19 protein-coding genes are annotated in these 25843 nt (G+C 73.5%); 5 read left to right on the top strand and 14 right to left on the bottom strand.

Annotated features, from left to right (window positions below; translation table 11 throughout):
* A partial coding sequence (locus tag AB0D46_RS28285; RefSeq protein ID WP_362881531.1) for a M23 family metallopeptidase occupies positions 1 to 646 on the bottom strand: 646 nt, incomplete at its 3' end.
* A gap of 279 nt (positions 647 to 925) precedes the next feature.
* Here AB0D46_RS28285 and AB0D46_RS28280 point away from each other — a divergent pair.
* From AB0D46_RS28280 to AB0D46_RS28260, 5 genes are all read left to right on the top strand, one after another.
* Entirely contained in the window at positions 926 to 1519 is a 594-nt protein-coding gene (locus AB0D46_RS28280; RefSeq protein ID WP_362881529.1) for a TetR/AcrR family transcriptional regulator, read from the top strand.
* Positions 1520 to 1978: 459 nt separating this feature from the next.
* Positions 1979 to 2959 carry an alpha/beta hydrolase-fold protein gene (locus tag AB0D46_RS28275; RefSeq protein WP_362881527.1) on the top strand — a complete coding sequence of 327 codons (981 nt, stop codon included), beginning with the start codon at positions 1979 to 1981 and terminating at the stop codon, positions 2957 to 2959.
* A 516-nt stretch (positions 2960 to 3475) separates the two neighbouring features.
* Positions 3476 to 4285: a serine/threonine protein kinase gene (locus AB0D46_RS28270; RefSeq protein ID WP_362881525.1), complete on the top strand. Its 810-nt coding sequence runs from the start codon at positions 3476 to 3478 to the stop codon at positions 4283 to 4285.
* Complete coding sequence (locus tag AB0D46_RS28265) at positions 4282 to 5721, top strand: serine/threonine-protein kinase (RefSeq protein WP_362881524.1); 1440 nt, start codon at positions 4282 to 4284, stop codon at positions 5719 to 5721. The genes AB0D46_RS28270 and AB0D46_RS28265 overlap by 4 nt, the downstream gene beginning before the upstream one ends.
* Positions 5722 to 6102: 381 nt before the next feature.
* A complete protein-coding gene (locus tag AB0D46_RS28260; protein ID WP_362881522.1) occupies positions 6103 to 6477 on the top strand; it encodes a hypothetical protein in 375 nt (124 codons plus the stop codon).
* 334 nt (positions 6478 to 6811) lie between these two features.
* Here AB0D46_RS28260 and AB0D46_RS28255 read toward each other — a convergent pair whose 3' ends face one another.
* From AB0D46_RS28255 to AB0D46_RS28195, 13 genes are all read right to left on the bottom strand, one after another.
* Positions 6812 to 11197 carry a bifunctional nitrate reductase/sulfite reductase flavoprotein subunit alpha gene (locus AB0D46_RS28255; protein ID WP_362881520.1) on the bottom strand — a complete coding sequence of 1462 codons (4386 nt, stop codon included), beginning with the start codon at positions 11195 to 11197 and terminating at the stop codon, positions 6812 to 6814.
* A 368-nt stretch (positions 11198 to 11565) separates the two neighbouring features.
* Positions 11566 to 12306, bottom strand: a complete 741-nt coding sequence (locus AB0D46_RS28250) for an adenosylcobinamide amidohydrolase (RefSeq protein WP_362881518.1) — start codon at positions 12304 to 12306, stop codon at positions 11566 to 11568.
* 283 nt (positions 12307 to 12589) lie between these two features.
* The gene (locus AB0D46_RS28245) at positions 12590 to 13303 is read right to left on the bottom strand and encodes a 2-phosphosulfolactate phosphatase (protein WP_362881517.1); all 714 of its coding nucleotides are present in this window, start codon (positions 13301 to 13303) and stop codon (positions 12590 to 12592) included.
* 203 nt (positions 13304 to 13506) lie between these two features.
* Entirely contained in the window at positions 13507 to 14025 is a 519-nt protein-coding gene (locus AB0D46_RS28240) for an NADPH-dependent FMN reductase (protein WP_362881516.1), read from the bottom strand.
* Between the two features lie 61 nt (positions 14026 to 14086).
* Positions 14087 to 15154 (bottom strand): SDR family oxidoreductase, encoded by a 1068-nt coding sequence (locus AB0D46_RS28235; protein WP_362881514.1) that lies wholly within the window; start codon positions 15152 to 15154, stop codon positions 14087 to 14089.
* A gap of 17 nt (positions 15155 to 15171) precedes the next feature.
* On the bottom strand, positions 15172 to 16437 hold the full coding sequence (locus tag AB0D46_RS28230) for a beta-ketoacyl-[acyl-carrier-protein] synthase family protein (RefSeq protein ID WP_362881512.1): 1266 nt from the start codon (positions 16435 to 16437) through the stop codon (positions 15172 to 15174).
* On the bottom strand, positions 16434 to 16721 hold the full coding sequence (locus tag AB0D46_RS28225; RefSeq protein WP_362881510.1) for an acyl carrier protein: 288 nt from the start codon (positions 16719 to 16721) through the stop codon (positions 16434 to 16436). Before AB0D46_RS28225 ends, AB0D46_RS28230 begins: the two co-directional genes overlap by 4 nt.
* An 81-nt stretch (positions 16722 to 16802) precedes the next feature.
* Entirely contained in the window at positions 16803 to 18098 is a 1296-nt protein-coding gene (locus AB0D46_RS28220) for an aspartate aminotransferase family protein (protein WP_362881509.1), read from the bottom strand.
* Positions 18099 to 18151: 53 nt separating this feature from the next.
* Positions 18152 to 18604 carry an SRPBCC family protein gene (locus AB0D46_RS28215; RefSeq protein WP_362881507.1) on the bottom strand — a complete coding sequence of 151 codons (453 nt, stop codon included), beginning with the start codon at positions 18602 to 18604 and terminating at the stop codon, positions 18152 to 18154.
* A gap of 123 nt (positions 18605 to 18727) precedes the next feature.
* The gene (locus AB0D46_RS28210; protein ID WP_362881506.1) at positions 18728 to 19855 is read right to left on the bottom strand and encodes a GNAT family N-acetyltransferase; all 1128 of its coding nucleotides are present in this window, start codon (positions 19853 to 19855) and stop codon (positions 18728 to 18730) included.
* 115 nt (positions 19856 to 19970) lie between these two features.
* On the bottom strand, positions 19971 to 21104 hold the full coding sequence (locus tag AB0D46_RS28205) for an acyl-CoA dehydrogenase family protein (RefSeq protein WP_362881504.1): 1134 nt from the start codon (positions 21102 to 21104) through the stop codon (positions 19971 to 19973).
* A gap of 4 nt (positions 21105 to 21108) precedes the next feature.
* Complete coding sequence (locus AB0D46_RS28200) at positions 21109 to 22383, bottom strand: cytochrome P450 (RefSeq protein ID WP_362881502.1); 1275 nt, start codon at positions 22381 to 22383, stop codon at positions 21109 to 21111.
* Positions 22384 to 22607: 224 nt separating this feature from the next.
* Positions 22608 to 25733 carry a BTAD domain-containing putative transcriptional regulator gene (locus tag AB0D46_RS28195; RefSeq protein WP_362881500.1) on the bottom strand — a complete coding sequence of 1042 codons (3126 nt, stop codon included), beginning with the start codon at positions 25731 to 25733 and terminating at the stop codon, positions 22608 to 22610.
* Positions 25734 to 25843 lie beyond the last annotated feature (110 nt).

Genomic DNA, 25843 nt, shown 5'->3' with positions numbered 1-25843 from the left:
TCGTCCCGTTGCCGGACCACTGGAACACGGCGGAACGGTCCGGGGACTGGGCGAACAGGCTACTGCCGGCGGACACACCGCAGTTCGTGCTCGTCATGGTGATCGGGCTGTCGGGGTTCAGGACCAGCGGCCCCTGTCCCTGAAGGACGGGGTTGACGATGTGCTGGTTGTCGGCGTCCTGGTCGCTGCTGGGGTTGTAGAGCTGCTCGTAGTGCAGGTGGGGCCTGCCTTCCGAACCGACGTCCCCCATGTAGCCGACCACGTCGCCGCGCTTGACCCACGTGCCTTCCCTCGCCACGCCGGTCATGTGCATGTACGTGGTGAACCATCCGCCGCCGTGCCGGATCTCCAGCCCGCCCGGCGAGAAGGTCTCGTGCACGTAGCCGTCGGCCGAGGCCAGGACGGGGCTGCCCTCCCGCATGCCCTGCCGGTACATGTCCATCTTCTTGTCGTCCGGGTTGTGACCTCGGTAGGTCTTCACTTCGATCACGCTGCTACAGGGGAACGGAAGTAAGAAGTCCGGCCGGTCCGCCGCCGCGTTCACCTGTCGAGCCGGGGCGGAGGCCGAGGCGGGCGTGGGCGCGATCGGTGCGAGCAGCAGCGCTGCCGCCGCCGCTGCCAGGAGGCCGACCCGTGTGATTCTCATGCGTCTCCTCGGAGTGGGATGGACCCTGAAGGCCGTAAGACTCGGGGCCGCGGAACGGCGTCAGTATGGTTCCTCGGGGCCCGGATATGGAACAAGTTTCTAGAAAAGTATTTTAGTTTGGCGGGATGACGCTGCCGGAGCAACACGGCCCGACCCGTCCGAAGCGGCCGTCAGGCCGGGCGGTTCTCACTGGTCGGCCCGCCCCGGCGCGCGACCGCGGCGGGGCCCGAAATCCGTCACCCGGCGCACACTTCCGGTCGCGCACTAAACTCTCCGCCCATGGCAATGAAGCAGTCCCGTGGCGAGATCACCGTCGAACGCTTGCTGGCCGCGGCACTCCAGGTGTACGCAGCCGAGGGCCAGGCCGGCTTCACGGTCCACGCGATCACCTCGGCCAGCGGGGTCAGCCTGGGCAGCCTGTACCACCACTTCGGCAGCGTCGACGGCCTGGCCGCCGCGCTCTACTCGCGCTGTCTGGAGCGGCAGTACGGCGAGGTCCTCACCGCCTTCGGCCGGGCCAGGAGCGCCCGTACCGGAATCCGCGCACTGGTGACCGCGTACCTGCGGTTCACCAGGGAGAACCCGGAGATGGCCCGGTTCCTGCACGGCTCGGCCTACTCCAGCTACCTGGCCGTCCGCGCGGACCCGGCCCGCGGGGTCGAGCCGGACCACTTTCCGCACGTCGCCGACCATTTGCGGCCGTGGGTCGAGGCGGGTGAGATCGCGGCGCTGCCCGATGCGCTGCTGGAGGTCCTGGTCGTCGGGCCGGTGGCGGTGGCCGCCCACCGCTGGCTGGCCACCCCGCAGGACATCGACCTCACCGAGGCCACTCGTGTCCTGTCCGACCGCATCTGGCGTTCGATCCAGCCATAGTCCCGGGCCGGGCACGGAGAAGGATCTCGTCGCGGGTGATCGGGCCGCCCACGTCCGACGGGACGGGACGGGCGGCTCTGCGGGAGGGACGGTGTGCGCTCACAACGGGCTCCTGGTCGGTAGCGGTACGAGGCACTACGGAAAAGGGACCCGTCGCGGTCGCGCCGGGTCACAGTGTGATCGCGCTGAAAGCTACCGAGAGGGACACGGCCCGGGGATCCGGAGAATTACGGATGGTCACCCTCGGCTCCTCCCGCTAAGGCTCGCGCGCTTTGCCCGTCGGGTCCGTCGGGCAAGTTGCCCTCACGACACCACGCAGGCCCTAGAGGACGCGAGCCGGTTCTGTCAGTCCGTAAGGTTCCGGATACTCCTCCCGGGCGGTGATCACTAGCCTCCAAACCGCCGGTGCCGCCGGGACGGCAACCGGATCCCCCGTCAGCTCGCCCACAGGAGGTCACCTTGACCACGCAGAACCCCACCCGCAGGAGCATCCTCACGTCCGCGGGCGGGCTCGCCGCCGCGGCGGCCCTGGGAGCCGGCGGCGTCCTCGCGTCGACGTCGGCGGCCTCGGCGGCCGACGACTTCCTGCGCGTCACGGAACGCAACGAGCAGGATCACCGGATGTGGTACTACCGGTTCCAAACCTCCGCCATCGGCGGCTGGACCCCGGCCGTCAACGTGCTGCTCCCCGACGGCTACCACACCAGCGGGCGCCGCTACCCCGTTCTCTACCTGCTCCACGGTGGCCTGGAGGACTTCATCACCTTCGACGCGCACCACGACATCCGGGGTCTGACGGCCTGGAAGGACCTCATCGTCGTGATGCCCGACGGCGGGCGCGCCGGCTGGTACTCCAACGCGGTGAGCTCCAACATCGGCGCCCGGAACTGGGAGTACTTCCACATCGGGCAGCTGATCCCGTGGATCGACGCGAACTTCCGCACCTACGCCGAGTACGACGGCCGCGCCGTCTCCGGGTTCTCCATGGGCGGCTTCGGCGCCCTGAAGTACGCGGCCAAGTACTACGGCCACTTCGCATCGGTCAGCGCCCACTCCGGCCCGGCCAACCTGCGCGGGGGCAACGGTGACCTGGTGACCCACTGGGCCAACCTCTCCTCCGCCGCCGTGGAACTGAACGGCGGCAGCATCTATGGCGCGCCCTTCTGGGACCAGGCCCGGGTCAGCGCGGACAACCCGTGCGAGCGCGTCGAGAGCTACCGGCACAAGCGGGTCTTCCTGGTTGCCGGCACCAGCCCCCAGGACATCCAGGGTTACGCCAACGAGACCCTGGTGCTCGCCACCCAGCGGGAGTTCAAGTGGCACCTCGACCGCGCGGGCATCCCCTACGAGCAGCATGAGGTGGACGGCGGCCACTGGGTCCGCCGGCATCTGCTGGAGCGCGACATCAACGGCGTCATCGACCGCCTGCGCAAGGCGTGAAGGGGAGACCTCGCGTGATGTCCCCATCGACCGTCTGCGCAGGGCCCGGAGTGCGGATCGCGCCACGCTAAAGGGGTGGAAGGGCGGTTCCGCGGGCCGTGCCCCCCTCCGGCACGGTGACCTTCCCCACCCCGGCACATCCCGTACGCGACGTCCGCGACCGGGGGTGCACGGGCCGATCCCGCACAGCCGCCCGCGGTGGCGGTTTGCCGCGCCCGCTCGCCGCGGCGCGGCAACTTCCCCCGAACCGCTCGCCGGAGAGTCGAAAACGACCCCAAACCACCATCACCGCGCGAGGGCCGGAGTGACCGGGGACACCGGGGGAGCCGCCCGCGAGGAGAGGGCCGGCGAGCCTCCCGACAAGCGGCTCGGAGAGCCTCCCGGGGCAGCCGGTGCGGGCTGTCCGACCCGGCGGACCGCCCTGGCCGAAGTGGCTGAAGTGCGCCGATGAACTTCACTGAAAGATGAGTACTGTTCCACTCACGGTCCGGCACGACGCGTGGAACGGGGGGAGCGGTGAGCGGTGTAGTCGTCCATCTGCCGCGGGGGTGTAGTGGCGCCGACGGCGGTGAACCGTACGGCGATGCGGTGACGTTACGCCTCGGACCGGGCGAAGTCGCCCGCTTCGGACGCGGATCCGCGAAGATCCCCGTGGAGCTCCGCCTCGCCGACGCGGCGATCTCCCGGCTCGCCGGGGAGATCCGCGTGATCGACGACCACTGGCAGTTGACGAACCACAGCACTACCCACAGCTACCTCGTGGAGAACCCGGAGGGCGCCGGGGAGTACCTGAGGGTCCCGCCCCGCCGGGTCGGGGCACCCGTCCCGTTCGAGTTCTCGCGCGTCGTGCTGCCCACCCGCAGCGATGTCCCCGTCTCCTTCCAGGTGTTCGCTCCCGATCACGTCTACCTGGACCCGGAGGACATGGGCGCCCCCTGGGGCCGCCTGACCGTCACCGCCTACTCGCTGGACGAGACGGCCACCTACTTCCTGGTCCTCCTCGCGCTCTGCGAACCGCGCCTGCGCGACCAGTCCCGCATCGCGGTCCCCACCACGCCCCAGATCGTCGAACGGCTCAGGGGCCACGTCGCCTGCGCCACCCTGACCGCGCGAGCGGTCAGCTCGCACATCGACTACCTCGCCGAGGAGAAGCTGCGCATCGGCGCCTCGGACCCGCGCGAACCCGGCAAGGGCGACCGCCGCAATGGCAAGCGGGAGGAGATCGTCGGCCTCGCCCTGCGGTTCGGGCTCGTGCGCGAGGAGCACCTGACGCTGCTGCCACCCCTGACGGGGGCCGGCGGGCGGGAGCGGCAGGCCGTGCGATGACGACGCCCGACGCCCTGCGCGACATCACGGAATGCGACGGCACGGACCTGCTCCCGCCCGGCCACCGGGTGCAGGACTGGACGATCACCGAGCTGATCGGGGCCGGAGGCTGGTCCACGGTCTACGCCGCACGGCCCGCCGACCGGTACCCGGACCGGACCGGCCGGGCCCCCGCGCACCCGTCCGCGGCACCCGCCGAGATCGCTCTCAAAATCATGCCGACCGCCGGGTATGCCCCGCGCCAGACGCGCAGGATCGTGGAGTCCGCCCGCCGGGAGGTCGAACTGGGACGCAGGGCCGGGCACGCGCGGCTGATCCGCCTCCTGGACTCCTTCGTCCTGGAGGCGCCGGACCGCCCCGCCCTGGACGGGGCGATCGTGCTGGTCATGGAGCGGGCCGCGGGCAGCCTGCGGGAACTCCTCGACGCCGGCGTGGCCGACGCCGACCGCGCCCGGCTGATCGTGGGGATCTGCGAGGGACTCGCCCACCTCCACCGGTCGGGTTGGGTCCACGCCGACCTCAAGCCGGAGAACGTCCTGCTGGACGGCAGCCGTTCCGTGAAGCTCTCGGACTTCGGGCTGGCCACCCGGATGACGGGAACGTTCGGGTACGCGCCCCCCATGGGCACCTTGGACTACCTTCCGCCCGAGCGCTGGCGGGCACCCCTCGGGGAGCTGGGCGTGAAGGTCCGGCCCAGTGCCGACATCTGGGCCCTGGGCATCATCATCCACGAGGTGTTCGGCTCCGGCGCCTCCCCGTTCTCCGGCGCCACGCCCATGGCACGGGGCGCCGCTGTCCAGGAGTACGGCGAAGGGCGCGCGCCGCTGCGTATGGACCAGGCCGTGCCGCCGTTCTGGCGCGAGCTCGCCGCCGACTGCCTCGCCCCGACCCACGCGGCGCGTGCCCCGCACACCGCCGGGAGCCTGCTCGCCCGCATCACCGCCGAACAGGAGGCGCGCGGGAGGGGCGCGGGGCGGCTGTGGGGCCGGGCCCGCGCCGCGATCCTCACCACCGCGCTCTGCGGGATCGCCGGTACGACCCTGTGGTCGGACGCGGCACGGCCGAGCTCCTCCGCACCGGACGGCCCGGAGGGCGCGGCGGCCGGCACGATCCGGGTGTTCAATGCGGAGAAGGGCTGCCAGGAGCGGGCCGACCGGGACCCGCAGTGCAGTCTGGGCCTGGCGATCGACCCGATGCGCCAGTACACCGCGGACAACGTCGTACCGTCCCGGGTGTGGCACGGCGACGTCCTCGCGGTCGACTGCCAGTTGCCCGACGGCCGGGTCGTCATCGACGAGGCGGACCTGCAGTCCACCCGCTGGTTCCACGTCCGCCTCCCGCCCGGCTCCACACCCCCGACAGCGTGGCTCCCCGCCGTCCGCACCAAGGACCGCCCGGCGCTGCAGGAGTGCGCGCACCCCGCGACCGGGCGCTGACGCTCCCGGCCGGTACGGCCGTAGCCCGACCAGCGGTGGGCGCAACGCTCTGCGCCGGGGAAGGCGTAGGTCTGAGCCCGCGTCGATGACGGACGCACCTGCCGCGCACCGTTCCAGCGCCGCCGCAGCGGCCATCCCGCGCGGGTCGACGAGGGTGCGGGAACCAGCACCTGGACACTCTCGCAGGCCATGAGCGACTGAGCGTGGCGGAGACGGATCCGAAGCGGCCGCTCCTCCCCCGGAAAGCCCGTCACCAGCGGGCTCGTGGCACGTGGCCGATCACCCCGCGGATCGTCGGGGACCCGTGTGATCAGGGCGTGAACCCACGTACATGTGATCGCAAGGGAAGGGCATCCGGTGCTGTACGGAGAGGAGTTGGGGATGAATGCGGAGTTGAAGGTGTCACTGGCTCGGGGCTCGGACGATCCGTCCGACTGGGCATGGATCGCAGCGATCTTCGCGCTCTACCTGCTGATCGGCTACGCGCTGGAGTACCGGTCGAAGAAACGCAGAGGCGACGCCCGGCCGGCGAGGGCGGCGGTGAACGGGCTGTTCTCCGAACGCGAGGGCGTGGACCCGGGCCAGCTCCTCGCCAGCCGCATGGTGATGCTGGGCGGCGCCCTGGCGGCGGGATTGGCCGGGTTCCTCACCCGGGACACACACGCAGCGGTGCAGTACCCGACCGTGGGCGTCGTGGCGCTGCTCGGGATCTTCGCGTGGGCGTACTTCGACCACCGCACGGAGCCGCGCGGCTGAACCGAGCTCGGGCAAGGACCGGCGTGTCCCTCTGCGCCGCCTCGTCGAGAGACGGCGCAGGGGGACTGCGGCACGGTCGGAGCAGGTGCGGCAGCAGGGAAGGGCGGGGGAGCGGAGCCCCCGCGTCAGTGCGACCGAGGACTGGGGCAGGGCGCACGGTACGACCGTCACCGTACGGAACGTGCCGTTCGCGGCCACCCCCGCCGAAGCCGCCGACGCCACCCGGGCCTTCCTGGACGCGGCCCCCGGGACCGACGCCGCCGCGCCCGGCGTGCTCCACGCGGCCGGCCGCGCCCCGGGGCCGAGAGCCCCTCGGCCGGCCGGGCCGTGCCGGTCAGTAGATGTCGCGGACGTAGCGCTTGTCGGTGGCCAGCCGGCGGACGTACGCGGCGGCCGATTCCTGGTCCATCGAGCCGTGGGCGGCGACGATCTCGTGCAGGGCCCGGTCCACGTCCTTGGCCATGCGACCGGCGTCCCCGCAGACGTAGAGGTGGGCGCCGTCCCGGAGCCACCGCCACAGGCGCGGGCCGTGCTCGCGCATCCGGTCCTGGACGTAGATCTTGTTGCGCTGGTCGCGGGAGAAGGCGACGTCGAGGCGGGCGAGGTGGCCGCCGGAGCGGAAGTCCTCCAGGTCCTGGCGGTAGTAGAAGTCGGTTGCCTCGTGCTGCTCGCCGAAGAACAGCCAGTTGGGGCCGGTGTGCCCCAGGGCCCGCCGCTCCTCCAGGAATCCGATGAACGGCGCGACACCGGTGCCCGGCCCGACCATGATCATCGGGGTGGTGGGGCCCGCGGGAGGGCGGAAGTGCGGCGCGCGTTGGACGAACACCTGGACCGGGCCGTCGTCGGCGGAATCCGCCAGATAGGTGGAGCAGACACCCTTGCGGTCCCGTCCCGTGCCGTTGGTGTAGCGGACGACCGACACCGTCAGGCGGACCTCGCCCGGGTGCGCGAGCGGGCTGGAGGAGATGGAGTACAACCGGGGCCGGAGGGGCTTGAGGACTCCGGCCCATTCGGCGCCGGAGGCCCGTACGGGGAAGGCGCCTATGACGTCGGCGGCTTGCCGGCCCCAGCTCCACTTCGCCAACTCGTCCTTGTTGTCGGGCCGCAGGAGCCGTTGGAGACCGCGGTCACCGGTGCGCGCGACGACGAACTTGAGGAGGTCCGGGGTGATGCGGGCCAAGTCGAAGCGGGTCCGCAACGCCTCGACGAGGGGGGTGTCCCCGCTGTTCGGCAGGGTGATGACCTCGTCGGGGTCGAGACCGGTGAGGGCGAGCCACTCCGCCACGAGCGCGGAGCCGTTGACCGGCCACACCCCGAGGGCGTCACCGGCCTCGTAGGGGAGTTCGCCCCCGCGGGTGTCGAAGGCGAACTGCCGTACCTCCTTCTGGGCTCCGGGCAGGCTGAGCAGCCGGTTTCCGACGAGCAGGGTCGCGAAGGGAGACGCCTTCGAGTGGCCGGCGGTTGCGGGCGGTCGGACCGCCGCCGGACCGCCGGCGGACGTCACGGACGACGGATTCGCAGGGGCGGGAGGCGGGCTCGCGGACCCCGCCGTGGTGGCGGTCGGGCGAGCCCGGGGCGGCGCGGGCGGGAGGTCGGGCACGGCGGTGAGGGCGTCGGCGATCCGGTCGAGCCACTGGCCGGCGCTCTCGTCGTGGTCGGGCTCGCACTCGGTGCGCGGGTGCAGGCGGGTGGCGCCGAGTTCCGCGAGGCGTTCGTCCAAGCGGCGGCCGTGGCCGCAGAAGTCGGCGTAGCCGGAGTCGCCGAAGGCCAACACGGAGTACCGCAGCCCGTCGGGCAGGACGGTGCCGGGTGCGGCGAGGGCCTGCCAGAAGCTCGCCCCGTTGTCGGGGCTGTCACCGTCGCCGAAGGTACTGGTGACGAGGAGCAGATCGGTATCGGTCGTGAACTGTTCGGGTGCGGTTTCGGCCATGGCGAGCAGCGTCGGGCTGAGACCGGACTCGGTGAGCCGGGCGGCCGCGGCGGTCGCGAACTCCTCGGCGGTGCCGGTCTGCGATGCCCACAGCACGAGCAGTTTCCTGGGCGCGGCCGATCCGGACCCGGCGTCGCCGGACCGCGCCGGGACTGCGGGAGGCGGGGGAGCGTCGGGGCCGGCCGTACGGGAGAACATGCCGGCCAGCACACCGTCGACCCACAGCGCCGTACCGGCGGCGAAGGGCGCGCCCGCGGGCAGGACCGGGACGCCGGTGGGCGGCGCCGCGGAGAGCCCCGACAGGTAGCCGGCCAGGTAGGTGCGCTCCGTCTCCGCCAACGGTGGCCCAGTGAGTTCGGGCAGGCCGAACAGGGTGGCCAGTGCGGAGACGGCGGTGGTCGCCTCGCCGGCCCGCGCCGCGGCGGGCAGGTCGTGGGGTCGCGGCGTCGGCGTGCCGGGGCGCTGCGACGTCGGGCCGGGGTGGGTTTCCCGCGACTGCGGGGCGGCCACGACCCGCAGTGCCACGGCGCAGGCCTTGAACGCGGGCTGGAACGAGAGCGGGTCGACGGCGTCGCTGGTGACGGCGTTGATGCTGAGGTACTCCCCGAACAAGTCGTTCCAGTGGAACGGCGCGAAGCAGTTCCCGGGGCTGACCCGGTCGGTGACGACGGCGGGCAGCACCGCGCGACCGCGCCGGGAGGCGACCTCGATGTGGTCGCCCTCCTCGGCGCCCATGGCGGCGGCGTCCTCCGGGTGGAGTTCGACGAAGGGGCCGGGGTTCAGCTTGTTGAGCTTGGCGACCTTGCCGGTCTTGGTGAGGGTGTGCCACTGGTGCTGGAGGCGTCCGGTGTTCAGGACGAACGGGTGCTCACCGTCGGGGAGTTCGGCGGCCGGCAGGTGCGGGCGGGCGAAGAACCGGGCGCGGCCGGAGGGGGTGGGGAACGCGAGCCGGGGCCGGGTTCCGTCCTCGCGCACCAGGAGCGTCTGGCTGATGCCGTCGTTGAGGTAGCGGATGGGGTTGCGGTCGTCGGTACCGGTGTGGGCGACCAGGTCGGAACTGGCACCGGCGACCGTCTCGGTACCGGTACCGGCGACCGTCTCGGTACCGGTACCGCTGTCCACGGAGTGGGGAGGCGGCGGCGGGGCCGGCCACTGGACCGGGGTCTCGCGCAGACGTGGGTAGGTGACCCCCCGCAGGTCCCAACCCGTCGTCGGGTTCCAGGCGCGCTTGAGCTCCTCGAAGACGTCCTCGGCGCTCGCGTACGTGAAGGCGTCGGCGAAACCCAACGCGCACGCGACGCGGGCGATGAGTTCCCAGTCGGGCAGGGCCTGCCCGGGCGGATCGACGACGCCTCGGACCAGGGTGAGGTTCCGTTCAGAATTGATCATGACGCCATCCGATTCCGCCCACAGGGTGGCGGGGAGGGTGACGTCGGCGTAGGCGTTCGTCTCGGTCTCGGCGAACACGTCCTGCGTGATGACCAGTTCGGCGGCCTCCAGGGCGGCGATGACCGTCTTGCGGTTGGCGACGGAGGCGACCGGGTTGGTGCAGATGATCCAACAGGCCTTGATGTCCCCGGCGGCCATCCGCTCGAACATCTCCACCGTTCCGCGTCCCACGTCGGTGCGCAGGGTGCCTGCCTCGACACCCCACAACTCCTCGACGAACGCACGCTCCGCGTCCACCAGCACGGAGCGTTGGCCGGGCAGACCGGGGCCCATGTATCCCATCTCGCGACCGCCCATCGCGTTGGGCTGACCGGTCAGCGAGAACGGTCCGGAGCCGGGGCGGCAGATCGCGCCCGTCGCGAGGTGCAGGTTGACCAGGGCGTTGGTGTTCCAGGTGCCGTGGACGGACTGGTTGAGTCCCATCGTCCAGCAACTCATCCACTCACCCGCCTCGCCGATCCACTGCGCGGCCCGCCGGATGTCGGCCTCCGGAATTCCGGTGATCTCGGCGACCTTCGCGGGCGGGTACTCGGCCAGGAAGGAACGCGTCTCCTCCCAACCATCGGTGAATTCCGCGATGAACGCCTCATCGGTGTGCCCGTTCTCCACCAGGAGGTGGAGGAGGCCGTTCAACAGGGCCAGGTCCGTGCCCGGTTCGATCCGGAGGAACAGGTCGGCCTTGTCGGCCGTGGCGTTGCGCCGGGGGTCGACGACGATCAGCTTGGCGCCGGAGGTCTTGACCCGGTCCATCATGCGCAGGAACAGGATCGGGTGGCAGTCGGCCATGTTCGCGCCGATCACGAGGAACGTGTCGGCCCGGTCGAAGTCCTGGTAGGAGCCCGGGGGCCCGTCGGCGCCCAGCGAGAGCTTGTAGCCGGTGCCCGCACTGGCCATGCACAGGCGGGAGTTGGACTCGATCTGGTTCGTCCGGACGAAGCCCTTGGCGAGCTTGTTCGCCAAGTACTGTGCCTCCAGGGACATTTGCCCGGAGACGTAGAACGCGAGTGCGTCGGGACCGTACTCGTCCAGCAGCGACCGGAGTCGCCCGGCCACCGTCGTGATGGCCTCGTCGAGGTCCGCTTCGACGGCCGCGGCGCCGCGCTCGGACCGGATCAGCGCCGTGGCCGCGCGCCCGGGGGCCGCCATCAGGTCCGCGCTCGTGGCTCCTTTGGTGCAGAGCCGTCCGAAGTTCGTCGGGTGCGACGTGTCGCCGACGACCTTCTCGACCGTACGCCGCCCGGTCGACGCGTCCCGGGTGACGTCGAGCACGATGCCGCAACCGACGCCGCAGTACGAGCAGACCGTCCGCACCCGCTCCGCCTTCGAATCCGACGTCGTCACGAAGGCTCCTCCCACCTGGGACACGGCCCTGTTCCGGTGTGCCGGTCGGCTGCGGCAGGGGTGGGACGGTTCCCACGTTCAGGACCGTAGGAAGAGCGCGTTTCCGGGCCGTCACGACCCGGGGGCACTAAGTGTAAACCGGGCCGCACAGTACGCCCGCGTCGGATGTGAGCGGCGCGCACGAGCAAGCAGAATGGGCGCCGTCCGGCCTGCGGATCGGAGCCGCCTGCGGCAGCGACGACAGTGGAGAGCGTCGGCCGTCTCCGGTGCGACCGCGAACCCGGACCGCCGGCCGTTCCGCGCCGTGCTCGCCACCGCCGACCCGAAGGGGGGCATGAGCGCCTTCGTCGTCAAGAGGTCCCCGAACGTCACCCACCGCTGAGGTCGTCCCCCGAGCGGCCGCTCGCCCGTCCCGCGGCCAGGAGCCGCTCGGGGTCCTCGCTGCGCAGACACGCCCGGTACGTCGCCTCGTGCACGGCCCGCGCCAGCCGCGCCCCCCAGACCGACCGGGGACCCGCGAAGGGTTCACCCGGCCGCCCTACGGAGGGTCGGGGCGCGGCGACGCACACGGCATCGGTCGGCGTGCCGGAGGCATCCACCCCCGCGTCGCGCAGCGCCTGGACCTTGGCCTCGGTGGCCGTGGCGACCGCGTTGACCAGGGCCGCGTCGGAGAAGGCGACGGGTACCGACACGACGATGTTGATCGTCCCCGCCGGCCTCGGCCCCGGCAGGCCCGGCGCCGGGTCGGCGGCCCAGCCGCGTACGCCGAGTCCGGCGGACGCCACGGCCTGCACGCCCCCGTCGGAGGCGCGGCCGTGATCGGCGACCGAGGCGGCGGTCATGAGTCCCACACCCGACCCCGGGGCCCCGGCCCGCGCCGCGAGTTCGGCGAGGTGCACGTCCGGATCCATCCGCCGGTATCCGTGGGCCACTTGGGCGTTGAGCACCCATCGGCGCTCGCCGATGCCCCCGCCCAGGGGTGCGCTGGAGATCATGCGACGGCTGCGGCCGGGCACCCACAGGAGCATCGGCAGCGCCCGGCCGTCCTCCACGCGTGAGAGGAGCGGCAGGCGCTCCAGCGAGGACAGGTCGAGCGGCGCGGAGGACATGCCGCACCCTATCCCGCCGCGGATCACCGGCCGGAACCCGTCGTACCGCGGCGGTGCCGGCCGGGTCGGAGCGCCGGCGCGGGCCGGGTCGGCCCGCGCCGGTGTGCGGCCCAACCGGGGACGGACACCGCGACGGGCATCCGTCCCCGGCCGGCCACCGGGTGGGTCAGGAGCCGTCGGTCGTGAGGCCCACGCGGACCCCGTGCGCGGCGGTGTCGATGCGGCCGGCGCGCAGGTCGGCGCGGGCGACGCGCAACTTGTCGGTCCGGAGTTCCCCCCGGCCTCACCGGTCGACGACGCCACCGCTGCCGGCGGTGCCCGCCGGCACGTCGAGCGGGCGGAGGACCATGAGCGGGCCCTCCGGGGTCGCCACCATGGCGAAGGGGAAGCGGTCGAGTTCGAGGCAGAGCGCGACGTCGTCGGGATGGGCGCCCTGACGCACCCCCCGCGTCAACTCGCCGGCGGCCCGCGAGTCGGCGGCGCGGCGGAGGTACCCGGCCGCGTCCGTCGCGGCCCCGCTCGCCCGGCCGGCGATGTACTGGGCGCAGGCCAGGTCCTCCTCGGCCCGACCGTCCTCGCCGGTCACCACGAACGTGACGCTGTCGCCCCCGCGCGTCCGCAGGAGCCGGGCCGTCGCCTCCGCCACCACGAAACCGGCGCACAGCACCAGGGAGGCGTCCTTGACCGCGAGGGCGCCGACCGTGCCCGCCGTGGTCTTCTGCACGACGGTGCGCCCGCCGAGGTCGACGGAGCGCACCAGGCCCGGCGAGTTCACGGCGTCGAAGCCGGGCGCGGGCGGACCGTCCTTGAGCGCCACCCAGTCCGGATGCCGGTCCTTGAGCGCCAGGGCCTCCTCCAGGGACTCGGCGAGGACGATCTTCTCCGCGCCGCGGGCGAACGCCCAGGCGGCCACCGTGTAGGCGCGCATGACGTCGACCACGACCGCCACGGAGGGGGTCTCGGCCAGGTCCCCGATGCCGAGGAAACGAGCATCCATCCGGCCATGATCACGCATGCCGACCCCGGGACGGCCGGGCCGTGACGGGCCTCACACCGACCCCTTCGGGGGCGCCCGGCCGGGGCGGAGCCGCTCGGACGCCGTGCGCCCCGAGGCCCCCGGCCGGCCCGGTCGGCCCGGTCGGGGGCCTGGCGGGGGCGTCGGGGCGTCGGGGCTTCGTGGCGCGCACGGGTGGCGTGGGGTCAGACGGGTTCCGCGACCGGTGTGCGGAGCATCGTCGCGCAGCGGTGCAGTTCCGCGGCGAGCGCCTGGCAGCGCCGCAGCAGGGGTTCGTCCGGCGCGGGGGCGGCGCCGTGCGGCCCGGGGACGAAGTCGGCGGGACACGAGGCGATCTGGGTGGGGGCCACCCACCCCCCGAGCGCCCTGGCCACCGTACGCAGGTGCTCGCACACCACGCTGCCGGTCCGCGGGCCCGCGCCGTGCGCGAGGACGCCGACGGCCGTGTCGGCCAGCCAGTCGCCCGGCACCTCGTCCAACGCCACCTTGAGCAGGCCCGAGTAGCTGCCGTGGTGGACGGGGCTGGCCAGCACGACGGCGTCGTAGGTCCGGGGCAGGTCCCGCGGGCGTGGCCCCGCCGCCCGCGCCAGTTCGAGGGACGTGACGGTGGCTCCCCGGGTGCGCAGGGCGTCGCCCACCAACGCGGCCAGCGCGGTGGTGCCGGAGCCCACCCGGGGGCTTCCGCTGATCAGCAGGGCGTGCACGGTCGGTCGTCCTTTCCTCGGGCGGGTGGCGGCAGGGACGCCGGCGGCGGGCCCCCGTCCCTCATGCGGCGTCGATCAACGTCCACGGCACGGTACGGCCGAGGGCCTGACGGGGCTTGCTCCGCGCCCAGTGCAGCACCGACGCCGCCATCACCCCGCCCGGGTCGAGGACCTTGTGGGTGGGTTCGAACGGCTCGCTCATGCTGGTGTAGCTCTGGAACATCGCCAGCAGCTTCACGGCCTCCTGCTGGACGGGGGAGAGCCACTGCGCGGCCAACGGCAGGAAGAAACGGTTCCAGCTGTCCGTGGACACGGTCGGCGGCTGCGCGATCGGATCCACGCCGTGCTCGGCCCGGAACGCGTTGAGCGTGTCGCAGGTGATGCGGACCAGGTCGGCGAGGCGCATGCTGTCCTGCCCGGACGAGATCACCTCGGTGCGCGGCGACCCGGGCGGGGCGCCGAGGGCGGCGCCCGCGACCACCCCGGCGACCTCGTCGACGGGAGCGATCTCGGCGTAGCCGTCCGGGTCGCCGACGACGACCGCCGCGAGGCCGGAGACCAGCGCCGGGAAGAGGCTGTACGGGCCGGAGAAGCGGCCGATGGCGCCGTCGCCGCGCCGGCCCAGGACCAGCGGCGGGCGGACGATCGTCGCCGGTCCGCGGTGCTCGCCGGTCACGATCTCCTCGCAGGCGGCCTTCGACCACTCGTAGCCGTTGCGGTAGCCCTCGAACTCCTCCCCCCTGAGGTCCTCGGGGGCGCGTACGCCGCCGACGTACGCGGTGGAGACGTGGACGACGTGGGTGTCCGGTCCGGCGAGCGCGAGCACCGACCGCAGCGTCCGTATGTTGGCGTCGGTGGCCTCCTGACGGGTCATGGTCCACCGGGTCGACGCCGCGGTGTGCACGATGACGTCCCAGGGCCGGTCGGTGAGCGGGTCCGGGGCGGGTGCGGCGCCGATGTCCCACGGGACGGGCGCGGTCAGCGGATCGGTGGCGCCGCCGGCCGCACGGCGCGCGGTACGGACGATGGCGGGTCCGGCGCGGCCCGAGGTGGAGGCGGTCTCCGCGACGAGGCGCTCGGCCACTTCGGTGCCGACGACGCCCGAGGCGCCGGTGACGAGGATGCGCATGGCAAGGCTCCTGGGGTTCAGGTGGCGGGCTGCAGGACCAGGCAGACGTTCTGTCCGCCGAAGCCGAAGGAGTTGGAGAGCACCGGGGCGGCGTCGACCCGGCGCGGCGCTCCGGCGACCACGTCGATCCGGTCCGCCTCCGAGGCGGTGGTGAGGTTGGCGACCGGAGGTACGAGCCGCCGCTCGGCGCAGACCAGGGCGATCGCGGCCTCCAACGCTCCCGAGCCGCCGATGAGGTGCCCGGTGACGCCCTTCACGGCGGTCACCGGCGGTGCCTGGCCGTTGAAGCACCGGTGGATGGCGGCGGCCTCGGCCCGGTCGTTGGCCTGCGTGGACGTACCGTGCGCGCTGATCTGGCCGATGTCGGACGGCAGCAGTCCGGCGTCCGCGATGGCTTGCGCCATGCACGCCGCCGCGACCGCGCCGTCCGCGTGCGGGGCCACGATGTGGTGGGCGTCGGCGTTGGTGGCGTAGCCGGCGATCTCGCCCAGGATGGTCGCTCCGCGCCGCAGCGCCGACTCGCGCCGCTCCAGTACGAGCACGGCCGCGCCCTCGCCCATGACGAACCCGTCGCGCTCGGCGTCGAACGGGCGGCTCGCCCGGTCCGGGTCGTCGTTGCGGGTGGACAGGGCCTGCATCCGCGAGAAGCCGCTGAGCATGAAGGTGGTCACCGCCGAGTCGAAGCCGCCGGCCACGGCGACGTCGAGCTCCCCGTACTGGATCCGGCGGGCGGCCTCCCCGATGGCGGTGGCGCCGCTCGCGCAGGCGGTGGCGTAGGTGACGCAGGAGCCCTGGAAGCCGAAGCGCATCGCGACGCGGGCCGCCGCCGAGTTGGCCATGGTCCGGGGCACGGAGTGCACCGGCATGGACGTGGGCTTCGCGTCGTTGTCCCGGACCAGCCCCTCCATGGTGGGGAGTCCGCCGATGCCGGTGCCGAGGTGGACGCCCACCCGGGAGGGCGGCAGGTCGGGCAGCGCGGCCTGCCGCACGGCGTCCGCGGCGGCGCACAGGGCCAGTTCCGTCGGCCGGTCGATCTGCCGGCGCTCGCGGTGCGCGATGTACGAGGCGACGTCGAACTCGGGTACCCGGCAGGCGATGTGCACGGGCGAACCGGACTCGATCAGGTCCTTGTGCACCGCGGCGGTGGGGCGCGCCGCGAGGACGGTGTCCATGACCTCGTCCAGGGTGAGGCCCGCCGGGGACTTCACGCCGATCCCGGTGACGACCACGCGCGGGCGTCCGCCCGCCGGGCCGGGGGCGGGCTCGGGGTGCTGCCGGGTCATGAACGGCCCGCCCGACGCTCCGCGAGGAAGGCGACGGCCTGGCCGACGGTCTCGGCGCGCATCAGGTCCTCGGCCTTGATCCGCACGTTGAGCGCGCGTTCGAGCTGGGCGCCGATCGACATCATCTCCAGGCTGTCGATGCCGTACTCGGTTCGCAGGTCGGTGCTCTCCACGATGACGTCGGGACTGGTGCCGAGGACGTCGGCGATGGTTTCGCGGACGAGGCCGAACAGGTCGTCGGGGGAGACGACGGGGGCTTCGGTGGTGGGTTCGGTGGGGTTCACCTGGGTCCTCCGATGGGTGGTGGATGGGTGGGGAACGGTCGTGCTCGCGCCGTGGTCGACCGGGGACCGCGGCGGTGGGGGTCAGCCGGGCAGGCCCGCCGGGGCGGCCGCGGCCAGTGCGGTGTCGAGGATGTCGAGCGCCTCGTCGAGTTCCGCCTCGGTCGTGACGAGCGGCGGCAGCAGCCGCACCGTGGTGGGGCGGCCCAGGCAGGGCGAGACGAGCAGCCCGTTGTTGGCCAGGGAGACCACGGCCTCGCCCGCCGCCGCGGGGGTGGTGAAGTCGATGCCCCACAGCAGCCCCCGGCCGTGGTGGCCGGCCATCACCCGCGGGTGGCGTTCGCCGAGGTCCCGCAGGCCGTCCGCGAGCCGGGCCGACAACTTGGCGCCGTGCTCGGCGAGTTCCTCGACGGCCTCCAGGGCCGCGGGCAGCGCGGCGCAGCTCAACGGGTGGCCGCCGAAGGTCGCCGAGTGCAGGAACGGGTCCTGGGCCAGCGGGGCATACAACTCCTCGGTGCACACCACCGCGGACAGCGGCACCACGCCGCCGCCGAGCGGCTTGCCCACGAGCACGGCGTCGACGGGCAGGCCGTCGGCGAGGGCGACCGAACGCTCGCCGCAGCGGCGCAGCCCGCACTGGATCTCGTCGGCGATGGCGAACGCCCCGTGGGCGTGGGCGTCCTCGCACCACTGGCGCAGGACGGCGGTGGGCAGCGGCGCCGCGCCGTTCTCCCCCTGAACGGGTTCGAACACCACGGCGGCCACCGGAGCCGCCGCCAGCTGCGCGCGGACGGCGTACGGGTCCTGCGGGTCGATGTGGACCACGTCGACGACGGCGCCCCGCAGCCCGGCGCGGAACAGCGGGCTGTGCGTCAGGGACAGGGCGCCCAGCGTCTTGCCGTGGTAGCCGCCGGTCACCGCGAGCACCCGGTCCCGGCCGGTCGCGAGCCGGGCGAGCTTGACCGACACCTCGACGGCGTCGGCGCCGTTCAGGCCGAAGTACACCTTGGGGAGCCGGTCGCCGAGGTAGGCGGAGAGCAGCGCCGCCGCCCGGGCCGCCACCGGGTTGGCGAGGCTGCGCGTCGACGTCGGCATCACCTCCAGCTGCCGGGCCACGGCGGCCACCACACCGGGGTGGCGGTGGCCGAGCAGGGCGACGGCGTAGGAACCGAAGTCGAGTGCCGCACGGCCGTCGGAGAGGGTGACGCGGGAGCCCAGAGCACTGGCCTCCACGGCGCCCTGACCGGCGAACTTGCCGGTCAGCGCCAGTTTCGGGGACTGGTGCCGGCGGAGCTGGTCGAAGACCTCGGCGGCGGTGGTGGCGGTGGGCGGGACGGTCGTGGTGGCGGTGGGCGGGACGGTCGTGGACGGGTCGGCCACGGGGGACCTCCTGGGGAGCGGCGGAACGGTGGACGCGGTGGGCGGGGACCCCATCAGCGGGCGGCGCCGCCGATGAGCCGCCGCTCAAGGGCCTGGAGCATCTGCTCGGCGTTCTCCCGCAGGGCGGTGGCGGCGACGGGGTTGAGCATGTCGGCGAGCAGCGGGATGCCGATCTCGAACTCGACGGTCAGGGAGACGTGGCTCCCGCCGTCCTCGGAGGGACGCACGGCCCAGTGGCCCACGAAGTGCGCGAGGTCGCCGCTGACCTGGTGGAAGTCGAAGCGCCGGGCGACGTGGTCGAGCTTCTCCGCCTCCACCCACTCCAGGACGGAACCCTTCAGGTGGACGGACCAGGCCGTCGTGCGCTCGTCCGGGCCGGCGCGGTCGACGATGGTGACGGACTGGACGCTGTCCATGCAGGAGGAGTAGCTCTCGACGTCGATGACGGCGTTCCAACTGTCCTCGGGGCGGGCGGCGATGGGGATCTCGACCTGGACGAGGGGCATGGTGGATCTCACTTTCCGGTGGGGGAGCCCGTGGGGGCTCGTCGATGACGTGCGGGAGGTCGTGCGCGGTCGGGACGGTTTCGGCGCGGTCGGGGCGGTTCCGGCACGGCCGGCGGCGGCCCGTCAGGACTTGGGCGCCAGGGCCTGTTCGCGGGCCGCTTCCAGGGCGGGCGGCAGCAGGAGCCGCAGAACGGCGCGGAGCAGCCGTCCGGTGTGGTTCAGCGCGTACGACTGCTCGACCAGCTCGCAGCCGAACTCGCGCTTGGGTTCGTACGCGGTCTGCGCGAAGCGGATGTGGCGGCAACCCCGCGCGAGGGCCAGTTCGATCGCCGCGTAGTGCAGGTTGTGGTAGAGGCCGGCCCGGTGCGCCAGCCCGTAGTCCAGGCCGATCCGGGCGCCGACGGCGCCGTTGCCGCGGAACAGGCAGTGCAGGTAGCCCACGAGGCGGTCGCCCTCGAAGCAGGCGACGAGCCGCTGATCGGTGCGGGCGTCCTCGTCCTCGCCCGGGTCGCCGCCGGACAGGGCGCGGACGAACTCCTCGTCGAGTACGTCGAGGGTCTGGTCGGCCCGGTCCATGACCTGCCGGTACAGCTCCATCATGGCCGGGACGAGGTGCCCGAAGTCGTCGAGCACCTCCATCCGCAGGTCCTCCTGCCGGCGGAACTTCCGTATCTTGTTGCGGGCGTTGCGCCGGGGCTTGGCCGACAGTGAATTCAGGAACGCCTCGAAGTCGACGTGTTCCAGCGAGAGTTCGGTGTCCGGCAGGGAGGCGACGGTGAAGAAGCCCGCCTCCTCCAGACCCGGGCCCAGCGCTTCGAGGTCGTGCGGGACGAAGTCCTTGAAGACGACGGTGCCCAGCCGCTGTTCACGGGCGTAGTCCATGACCTCCCGCACCAGCAACCGGGCCGCCCGGGCGGGGAGCGGGCCCCGGCCCATGACGTGGCCCTGCCCGAGGAAGTTGCCGCAGAACAGCATCGACACCCGTACGAGCCTCGGGAAGGTCCGGGCCACCGGCGCCATCAGGCGGCGTTCGCGCGGCCCCACGACCTGGTCGAGCCGCAGTCCCCGTACCCCGCTGAGCGGCAGCACCGCGAACGGCAGGCCGTCCCGGCGCACCAGCAGGTAGGCGTACAGGTCCGGGCCGATCCGCGCGCCCTGCATGGCGCTGAACACGTCCTGACCCCACATGGGGTCGTGCGACGGGGCCAGTTCGTCCCACACCGGGCGGGGCAGGTCCTCGGCGCGGTCCAACCGCTCGACCGTGTAGACCGCATCCGCATCCCCCGGATCCGCCTCGGCCGCGACCCAAGTCGGGGTCGGGGAGGAGGGGGCCCGACCGGAAGCGCCGGGCGCCGCGCTCCCGCCGTCAGCCGACACGGAGCGGCTCGCCGTCGAGCACCGCGCACAGCGGCTCGGCCATCCGCGCCCGGGACGGCGGGTGGAAGTTCAGGCCCGCGGCGGCCGAGGCCAGGTAGGTGCCCTCGTCGGAGCCGATGAACGACATGCCGCCGAGCGCCTCCAGCGCGGTCGCCGTGGTCCGTGCGATGGCGTCCTGCGCGGCGTAGCGCGCGGTGAGCGCGGAGACCAGCAGGGGTTCGCCCCATTGCGGGGACTCGCCCATCGTCCGCGCCACCGCCTCCACCGCGAGCATCGCCGCGTCGACCTCGGTCACCAGCGCCGCACGCACCGAGGCCGGCGCGCGGCCGTGCAGCAGGACGCGTTCCACCAAGGCGCTCGCCGTACCCAAGTAGCCCGCCGACATCAGCAGTTCGAACCAGAGGAAGCCCGCGACGTTCAGGGGGTCCAGCACCGAATCGGCGGTGACCTCGGTGAGCACGACCATCTGCGGGTCGAGCGCGACGTCCTCCAGGACGACCTCGTCGCTCTCCGCGCCCGCCAGTACGGAGCTGCGCCAGAAGGGCCGCACGGACACCCCGGGGGTGTCGGCGGGGACGATCGCGACCCCGAGCCGCTCGGCGCCGTCCTCGTCCGTCATCACCACCGAGGCCGTCAGCAGGTCCATGGAGTGCGCGAGGCTGCACGGCTTCTTGCTGCCGTTCAGCACGATCTCGCCGCCGCGACGCTCGGCCCGGATGGCGGGCCGCAGGATGGACTGGCCGGTGCGGCCCTCCGAGAACCCGGAGGCCAGCAGCATCTTCTTGCCGACGATGGCCTCCAGCAGCATCCATTCGAAGCCGGCGCCGTTCTTCGCGGCCTCCACCAGGCTCGCCACGGAGAAGTGGTGCATCGTCGTGGCGACCGCCAGCGACGGGCAGCGCGCGCCGACGGCGCGTTGCAGCCGCACGGCCTGCAGCGGATCTGCGCCGAGGCCGGTGTTCGCCCGCGGCACCAGCAGCGCCGCGCCGCCCGCCGCGCGGAACGCGGCGACGGCCGGGCTGCCCGGCCGCTCCAGCTCGGCCAGCGGATGGCGGGCCAGCTCGGCGTCGAGGCCGGGGAGCAGTGCTTCGAGCACCGCGCGTTCGGTGTCCAGGAATGCCATGGGTTCAGTCCTTCGCCGTCGTCGTCGCGCCGACCGCGGCCCGCGGACGGGTCGCCGCCGATCCGGCCGTGGTGGTCAGGGGCAGGTCCTCGTACATGCGCAGGCTGAAGGACTCGCGCCGTACCGGTGTCCCCGCCAGGGCCAGGTCGGGGAAGCGGGCGAACAGCCGACGGACGGCGATGGAACCCTCCAGCCGGGCCAGGGCCGCGCCGAGGCAGTAGTGCGGACCGGCGCTGAAGCTCAGCACCCTGCTCCCGGTCCGGCGCACGTCGAACCGGTGCGGGTCGGGGAACTGCGCCGGGTCGCGGTTGGCGGCGGCCAGCACGGTGGTCACGTTGGCGCCGACCGGTACGGTCACCCCGCGGATCTCCGTCTCCTCGGAGGCGATCCGCTCGGTCATCTGGACGGGCGTGTCCCAGCGGAGCGCCTCGTCGACCGCCTGCGCCGCGAGCGCGGGGTCGGCGGTCAGCGCGGCCAACTGCTCGGGGTGGGTGAGCAGGGCGTGGGTGGCGATCCCCAGCATGGCGGCGGTCGTCTCGAAACCGGCGACGAAGGTGAGGATCAGGGTGTCGATGACCTCCTTCCGGCTGAGCCGCTCCTGGCCCTGGCCGGTCTCCAGCAGCACCGTGGCGAGGTCCTCGCGCGGCTCGACGGCCCGGCGCCGGAGCAGGTCCTCGAAGTAGGCGCGCAGTTCGGTCACCGCGGCATCGGCGCGGGCCCAGTCCTCCTCGGTGCGCACCGGCTCCAGCAGTCGACTGGCGTCGCCGCCCAGCCGCTGGAACCGCAGCCGGTCCTCGGCCGGTACGCCGATCAGCTCGCCGACGACCGCCACGGGCAGCGGATACCCGACCAGCTCCTGGAAGTTGGCCGCGGCGCCGTCCGTCGTGGCCGCCGCGAACTCGTCGAGGAGGGAGTCGGTGAGCTGCTCGACCGCCGTACTCAGCGCGGCCACCCGGCGCGGGGTGAACCCCGCACCGATCAGCCGGCGCAGCCGGGTGTGGTCGGGCTGGTTGGCGCGGAGCATCGAGGCGTAGAAGAAGTCGGCGGCCGGGTGTTCGCGCCAGTCCGGCAGGTTGTCCTCGCACCAACTCAGGTCGGGCGTACGGAACGAGGTGTCCGTCAGCACGCCCTGGCAATCGGCGTACGTGGTCAGGAAGTAGGTGTCGAGGTCCTTGTCGTAGTAGACCGGAAAGTTCTCGCGGAGCGCCTCCAGCGCCGGGAACGGGTTTTCCCGACCTTCCGGTGTGAACAAGGAGAAGAGCAGAGCCTGGGGGTCCAAAGGGGAGTCCTCAGCAGATCGGCGTGCGGTCCCGGGATGCCGCGGTGTGCCCGGGCCGCCCCCCGGCAGGGACCTCCGAAGGGGAGAGGACATCCGTGCGGGGGGCGGTGACAAGAGCCTGTCACCGCCCTGCTCGCGCGACGTCAACAGCGCATCAACCGGACGTCAACGCCGCCGGGGCCGCGCCCTGTTCCAAGCGGACGCGCGGCACGCTGCCGCGCCGGTCAGCCGGTACCGAGGCGCGCCTCGACGTCCGCCGCGTCCGGCATGCCGAGGTCCCGGAAGAGCTGCAACGCCTGCCGGCGGTAGTACGCCGCCTGCCCCGCCCGACCCAACGCCGCGACCGCGTCCCCCAGTTGCGTCAGCGCTCGACCGAGCAGGTACGCGTCCCCGTGCAGCGTGGCGACGTCGCGCGCTTCCGTGGCATGGGCCACGGCTTCCTCGTACCGGCCCAGCAGGTTGAACGCCTCGGCGAGCCCGCCCAACACCAGCGCCTCCCGGAACGCCGAGCCCGTCGTACGCCACAGCCGCAGGCTGGTGCGCATGCACGCCAACGCCTCGTGCCGCTGCCCCGTGTACAGCAGGACCTGTCCGAGCGAGCGCAACGCGTTCGCCTCACCGGGGGCGTCGCCGCAGGACCGCGCCAACGCGACCGCGGTGCGGCCCGACCGTACGGCCTCCTCGGCGCGCCCGGTGGCCAGTTGGGCCAGGGCGAGGAAGCCGAGGGTGACGGACTCGCAGGCCGGGCTGGGCGGTTCCAGGCTGAGCGGAAGCGCCTCGGTGAGGAGGCGCACGGCGGTCGGGAAGTCCCGTTGGGCGAGGGCGCAGCCACCCAGGGCGTTCAACGCGTGGGCGAGCAGCGGCCACCGCTCCTCACGACGGAAGACGTCGGCCGCCGTACGCAGGTGCGGAAGCGCCCGACCCATCGCGAAGCGGATGGCGAAGGAACCTCCCAGCATGAAGTGCGCGATGCCCCCGGCCACCGCGTCGTCCGACCGTTCCGCCGCCGCCAGCACGGCGCGAGCGGCCCGCTCCAGGTGCCGCTTGCCCGTGCTGTCGCGCCCCAACGGGTCCGTGGCCAGCAGCAGGTGCGCGCAGACCGACGCCGGGACCTCCGCGAAACCGGCGGCCTGCTCGACGAGCGCGAGCAGGTGCAGCCGTTCGTCGAACAGCCAGGTGGTGGCTTCCGCCGGGGAGGTGAACCGGCGATCGGGCCGCCCACCGCCGCCCGGACGGCCCGTGGGCGCCCCCGCCGGGGAGAGCGCCTGCGGGGTCGGCGGTTCGTCGGCCGGGAACGGGTCGCCCGCGGTCGCGGTCCGGTAGGCCTCGCGGGCCATGCCGGTGTACGCGTCCAGCAACCGCAGCATCGCCGACCCCCGGTCGAAGGCGGGCAGTTCCTCGGCCCCGGACGTCCGGGCGAACAGGCGCAGCAGGTCGTGGTAGCGGTAGCGGCCCGGCGCCGGGGACTGGAGCAGACTGGCGTCGACGAGGGCCTCGCACAGGGCCTCCGCCTCCGCCCGGGGTCGGTCCAGCAGCGCGGCGGCGCTCATCGCGCCCAGTTCCGGCAGGTCGGGCAGGGCCAGCAACCGGAACGCCCGCAGCTGGTGCGGGGTGAGCAGCGCCGTACCGAGCCGGAAGGTGGCCTCCACGGCGCCCCCGTCGCCGCTGAGCTCCGCCAACCTCCGCCGCTCGTCCGCGAGTCGACGGCCCGTCTCCGCGACGGACAGGGTCGGGCAGCCGACCATCCGGGCGGCGACGACGCGCAGGGCGAGCGGCAGCCGTCCGCAGTCGGCGACCAGGGCCAGCGCGGCCTCCTCCTCCCGTCGTACCCGTTGCTCCCCGACGAGTCGGACCAGCAGGTCCAGGGCCACCCCGTCGGCCAGTTCCTCCAGGTGCACCAGGGTCGCCCCACCGAGGTTGCCGAACCCGGTGAGCCACGTCCGGCTGGTCACCAGGAGGGCGCAGCCCGGCGCGGTCGGCAGCAGATCGCGTATCTGGTCCAGGTCACGGGCGTTGTCGAGGACGAGGAGCACGCGCCGGTCGGTGAGCAGCGCACGATGGAGCGCGACCCGCTCGACGGTCTCCGCCGGCAACTGCGCCGGGGCCACCCCGAGGGCGCGCAGCAGGTCGCCCAGGACCTCGTGGGGGTCGGCCGGCCGGTCGTCCATGCCGCAGAGGTCGACGAAGAACACCCCGTCGGGGAAGCTCGCCGCCGCCTCGTGCGCGACGCGCACGGCCAGGGCCGTCTTGCCGACGCCGCCCATGCCGCTGATCGCGCCGGACGCCGCCACCGAGCCGCCTTCCAGGACCTGCCGCAACCGCACGACCTCCGCGTCGCGCCCGACGAGGTCCGCGGGGTCGGGCGGCAGGCTCAGCGCCGGTGACATCGAACGTGCGGCGGCCGGTACGGGCAAGGGCGCGGCCGGCCGGCCGGCCCCCGAACCCCGCTCCCGTGCCGCCGGGTCGACCGTGACGATCGCCGGATGCTCGTTGCTCGACGGCCCGCCCCGGCCCGGGCCGTCGTCGTCGGTGGCGCCCGGGCCGGCCAGGATGCGCCGGCGCATCCGGTCGAGTCCCGCCCCGGCCCCCGGCCCGTCCGCGCCGCGCAGGGCTTCGTGGGCGCGGGCGTGCACGTCCAGGGCCTCGGTCTGCCGGCCCGACTCGTACAGGGCGGTCATCAGCAGTTCCTGGAGCCGTACGCGCCGCGGATGGGCCTGCGCGGCCCCGCGCAGCTCTTCCACGGCCCGGGCGTGACCGCCGAGCAGCAGTACCACCTCCCACCGGTCCTCCAGGACCGCCAGCCGCCGTTCCCGCAGCGCGGAACGCTGCGCCGCCGCGAACGGACCGGGCACGCCGGGCAGGGGATCGTCCCCGTCCCACAGCGCCAGCGCCGAGTCGTACAGCTTGAGGGCGTCCCCGGGCCGACCCGCGAGCACCGCCCGGGCGGCGCTGCCGGCCCGCCGGTCGAAGACGGTCAGGTCCAGGGCGTCGGGCAGCAGGTGGAGGGCGTAGCCGTTCGGGCGGGAGACGAGCACCCGCGCCGGGGTACGCGGCGCCCGCCCGGGCTCGACCACCCGGCGCAGGGCCGCGACGTGGCCGCGCAGGGCCCCGGGCGCCCCGCCGGGGGCGCCGTCGCCCCACACGGCGTCGATGAGGGCCTGCGTACTGCCCCGGCGGCCGTGCCGCAGCAGCAGGGTGCTGAGCAGGGCCGCCGCCAGGGGCGGCCGTACGTCGGTCTCGACCCCGTCGGTCCGCACGCGCAGCGGGCCGAGCACCCGGAAGGACAGGGCGGGCGGCGCCGGGTCGGAGGCGTGGAACGGAGCGGCGGTCGGACGGTGAGCGGCAGGCACGGGGGAGGTTCTCCAACGGGGTTCGGGAGGGGCCGCGACGGGCGTGCCGTCGAGGCGTGCGGGCCCCGGGGCCGGGGATCCGGGTGGCCGGACCGCGTCGGTGTCGGGGT

This window comes from Streptomyces sp. NPDC048383 (assembly GCF_040651775.1).
Taxonomy (GTDB): domain Bacteria; phylum Actinomycetota; class Actinomycetes; order Streptomycetales; family Streptomycetaceae; genus Streptomyces.
This window is presented reverse-complemented; position numbering and strand designations above follow the sequence as displayed.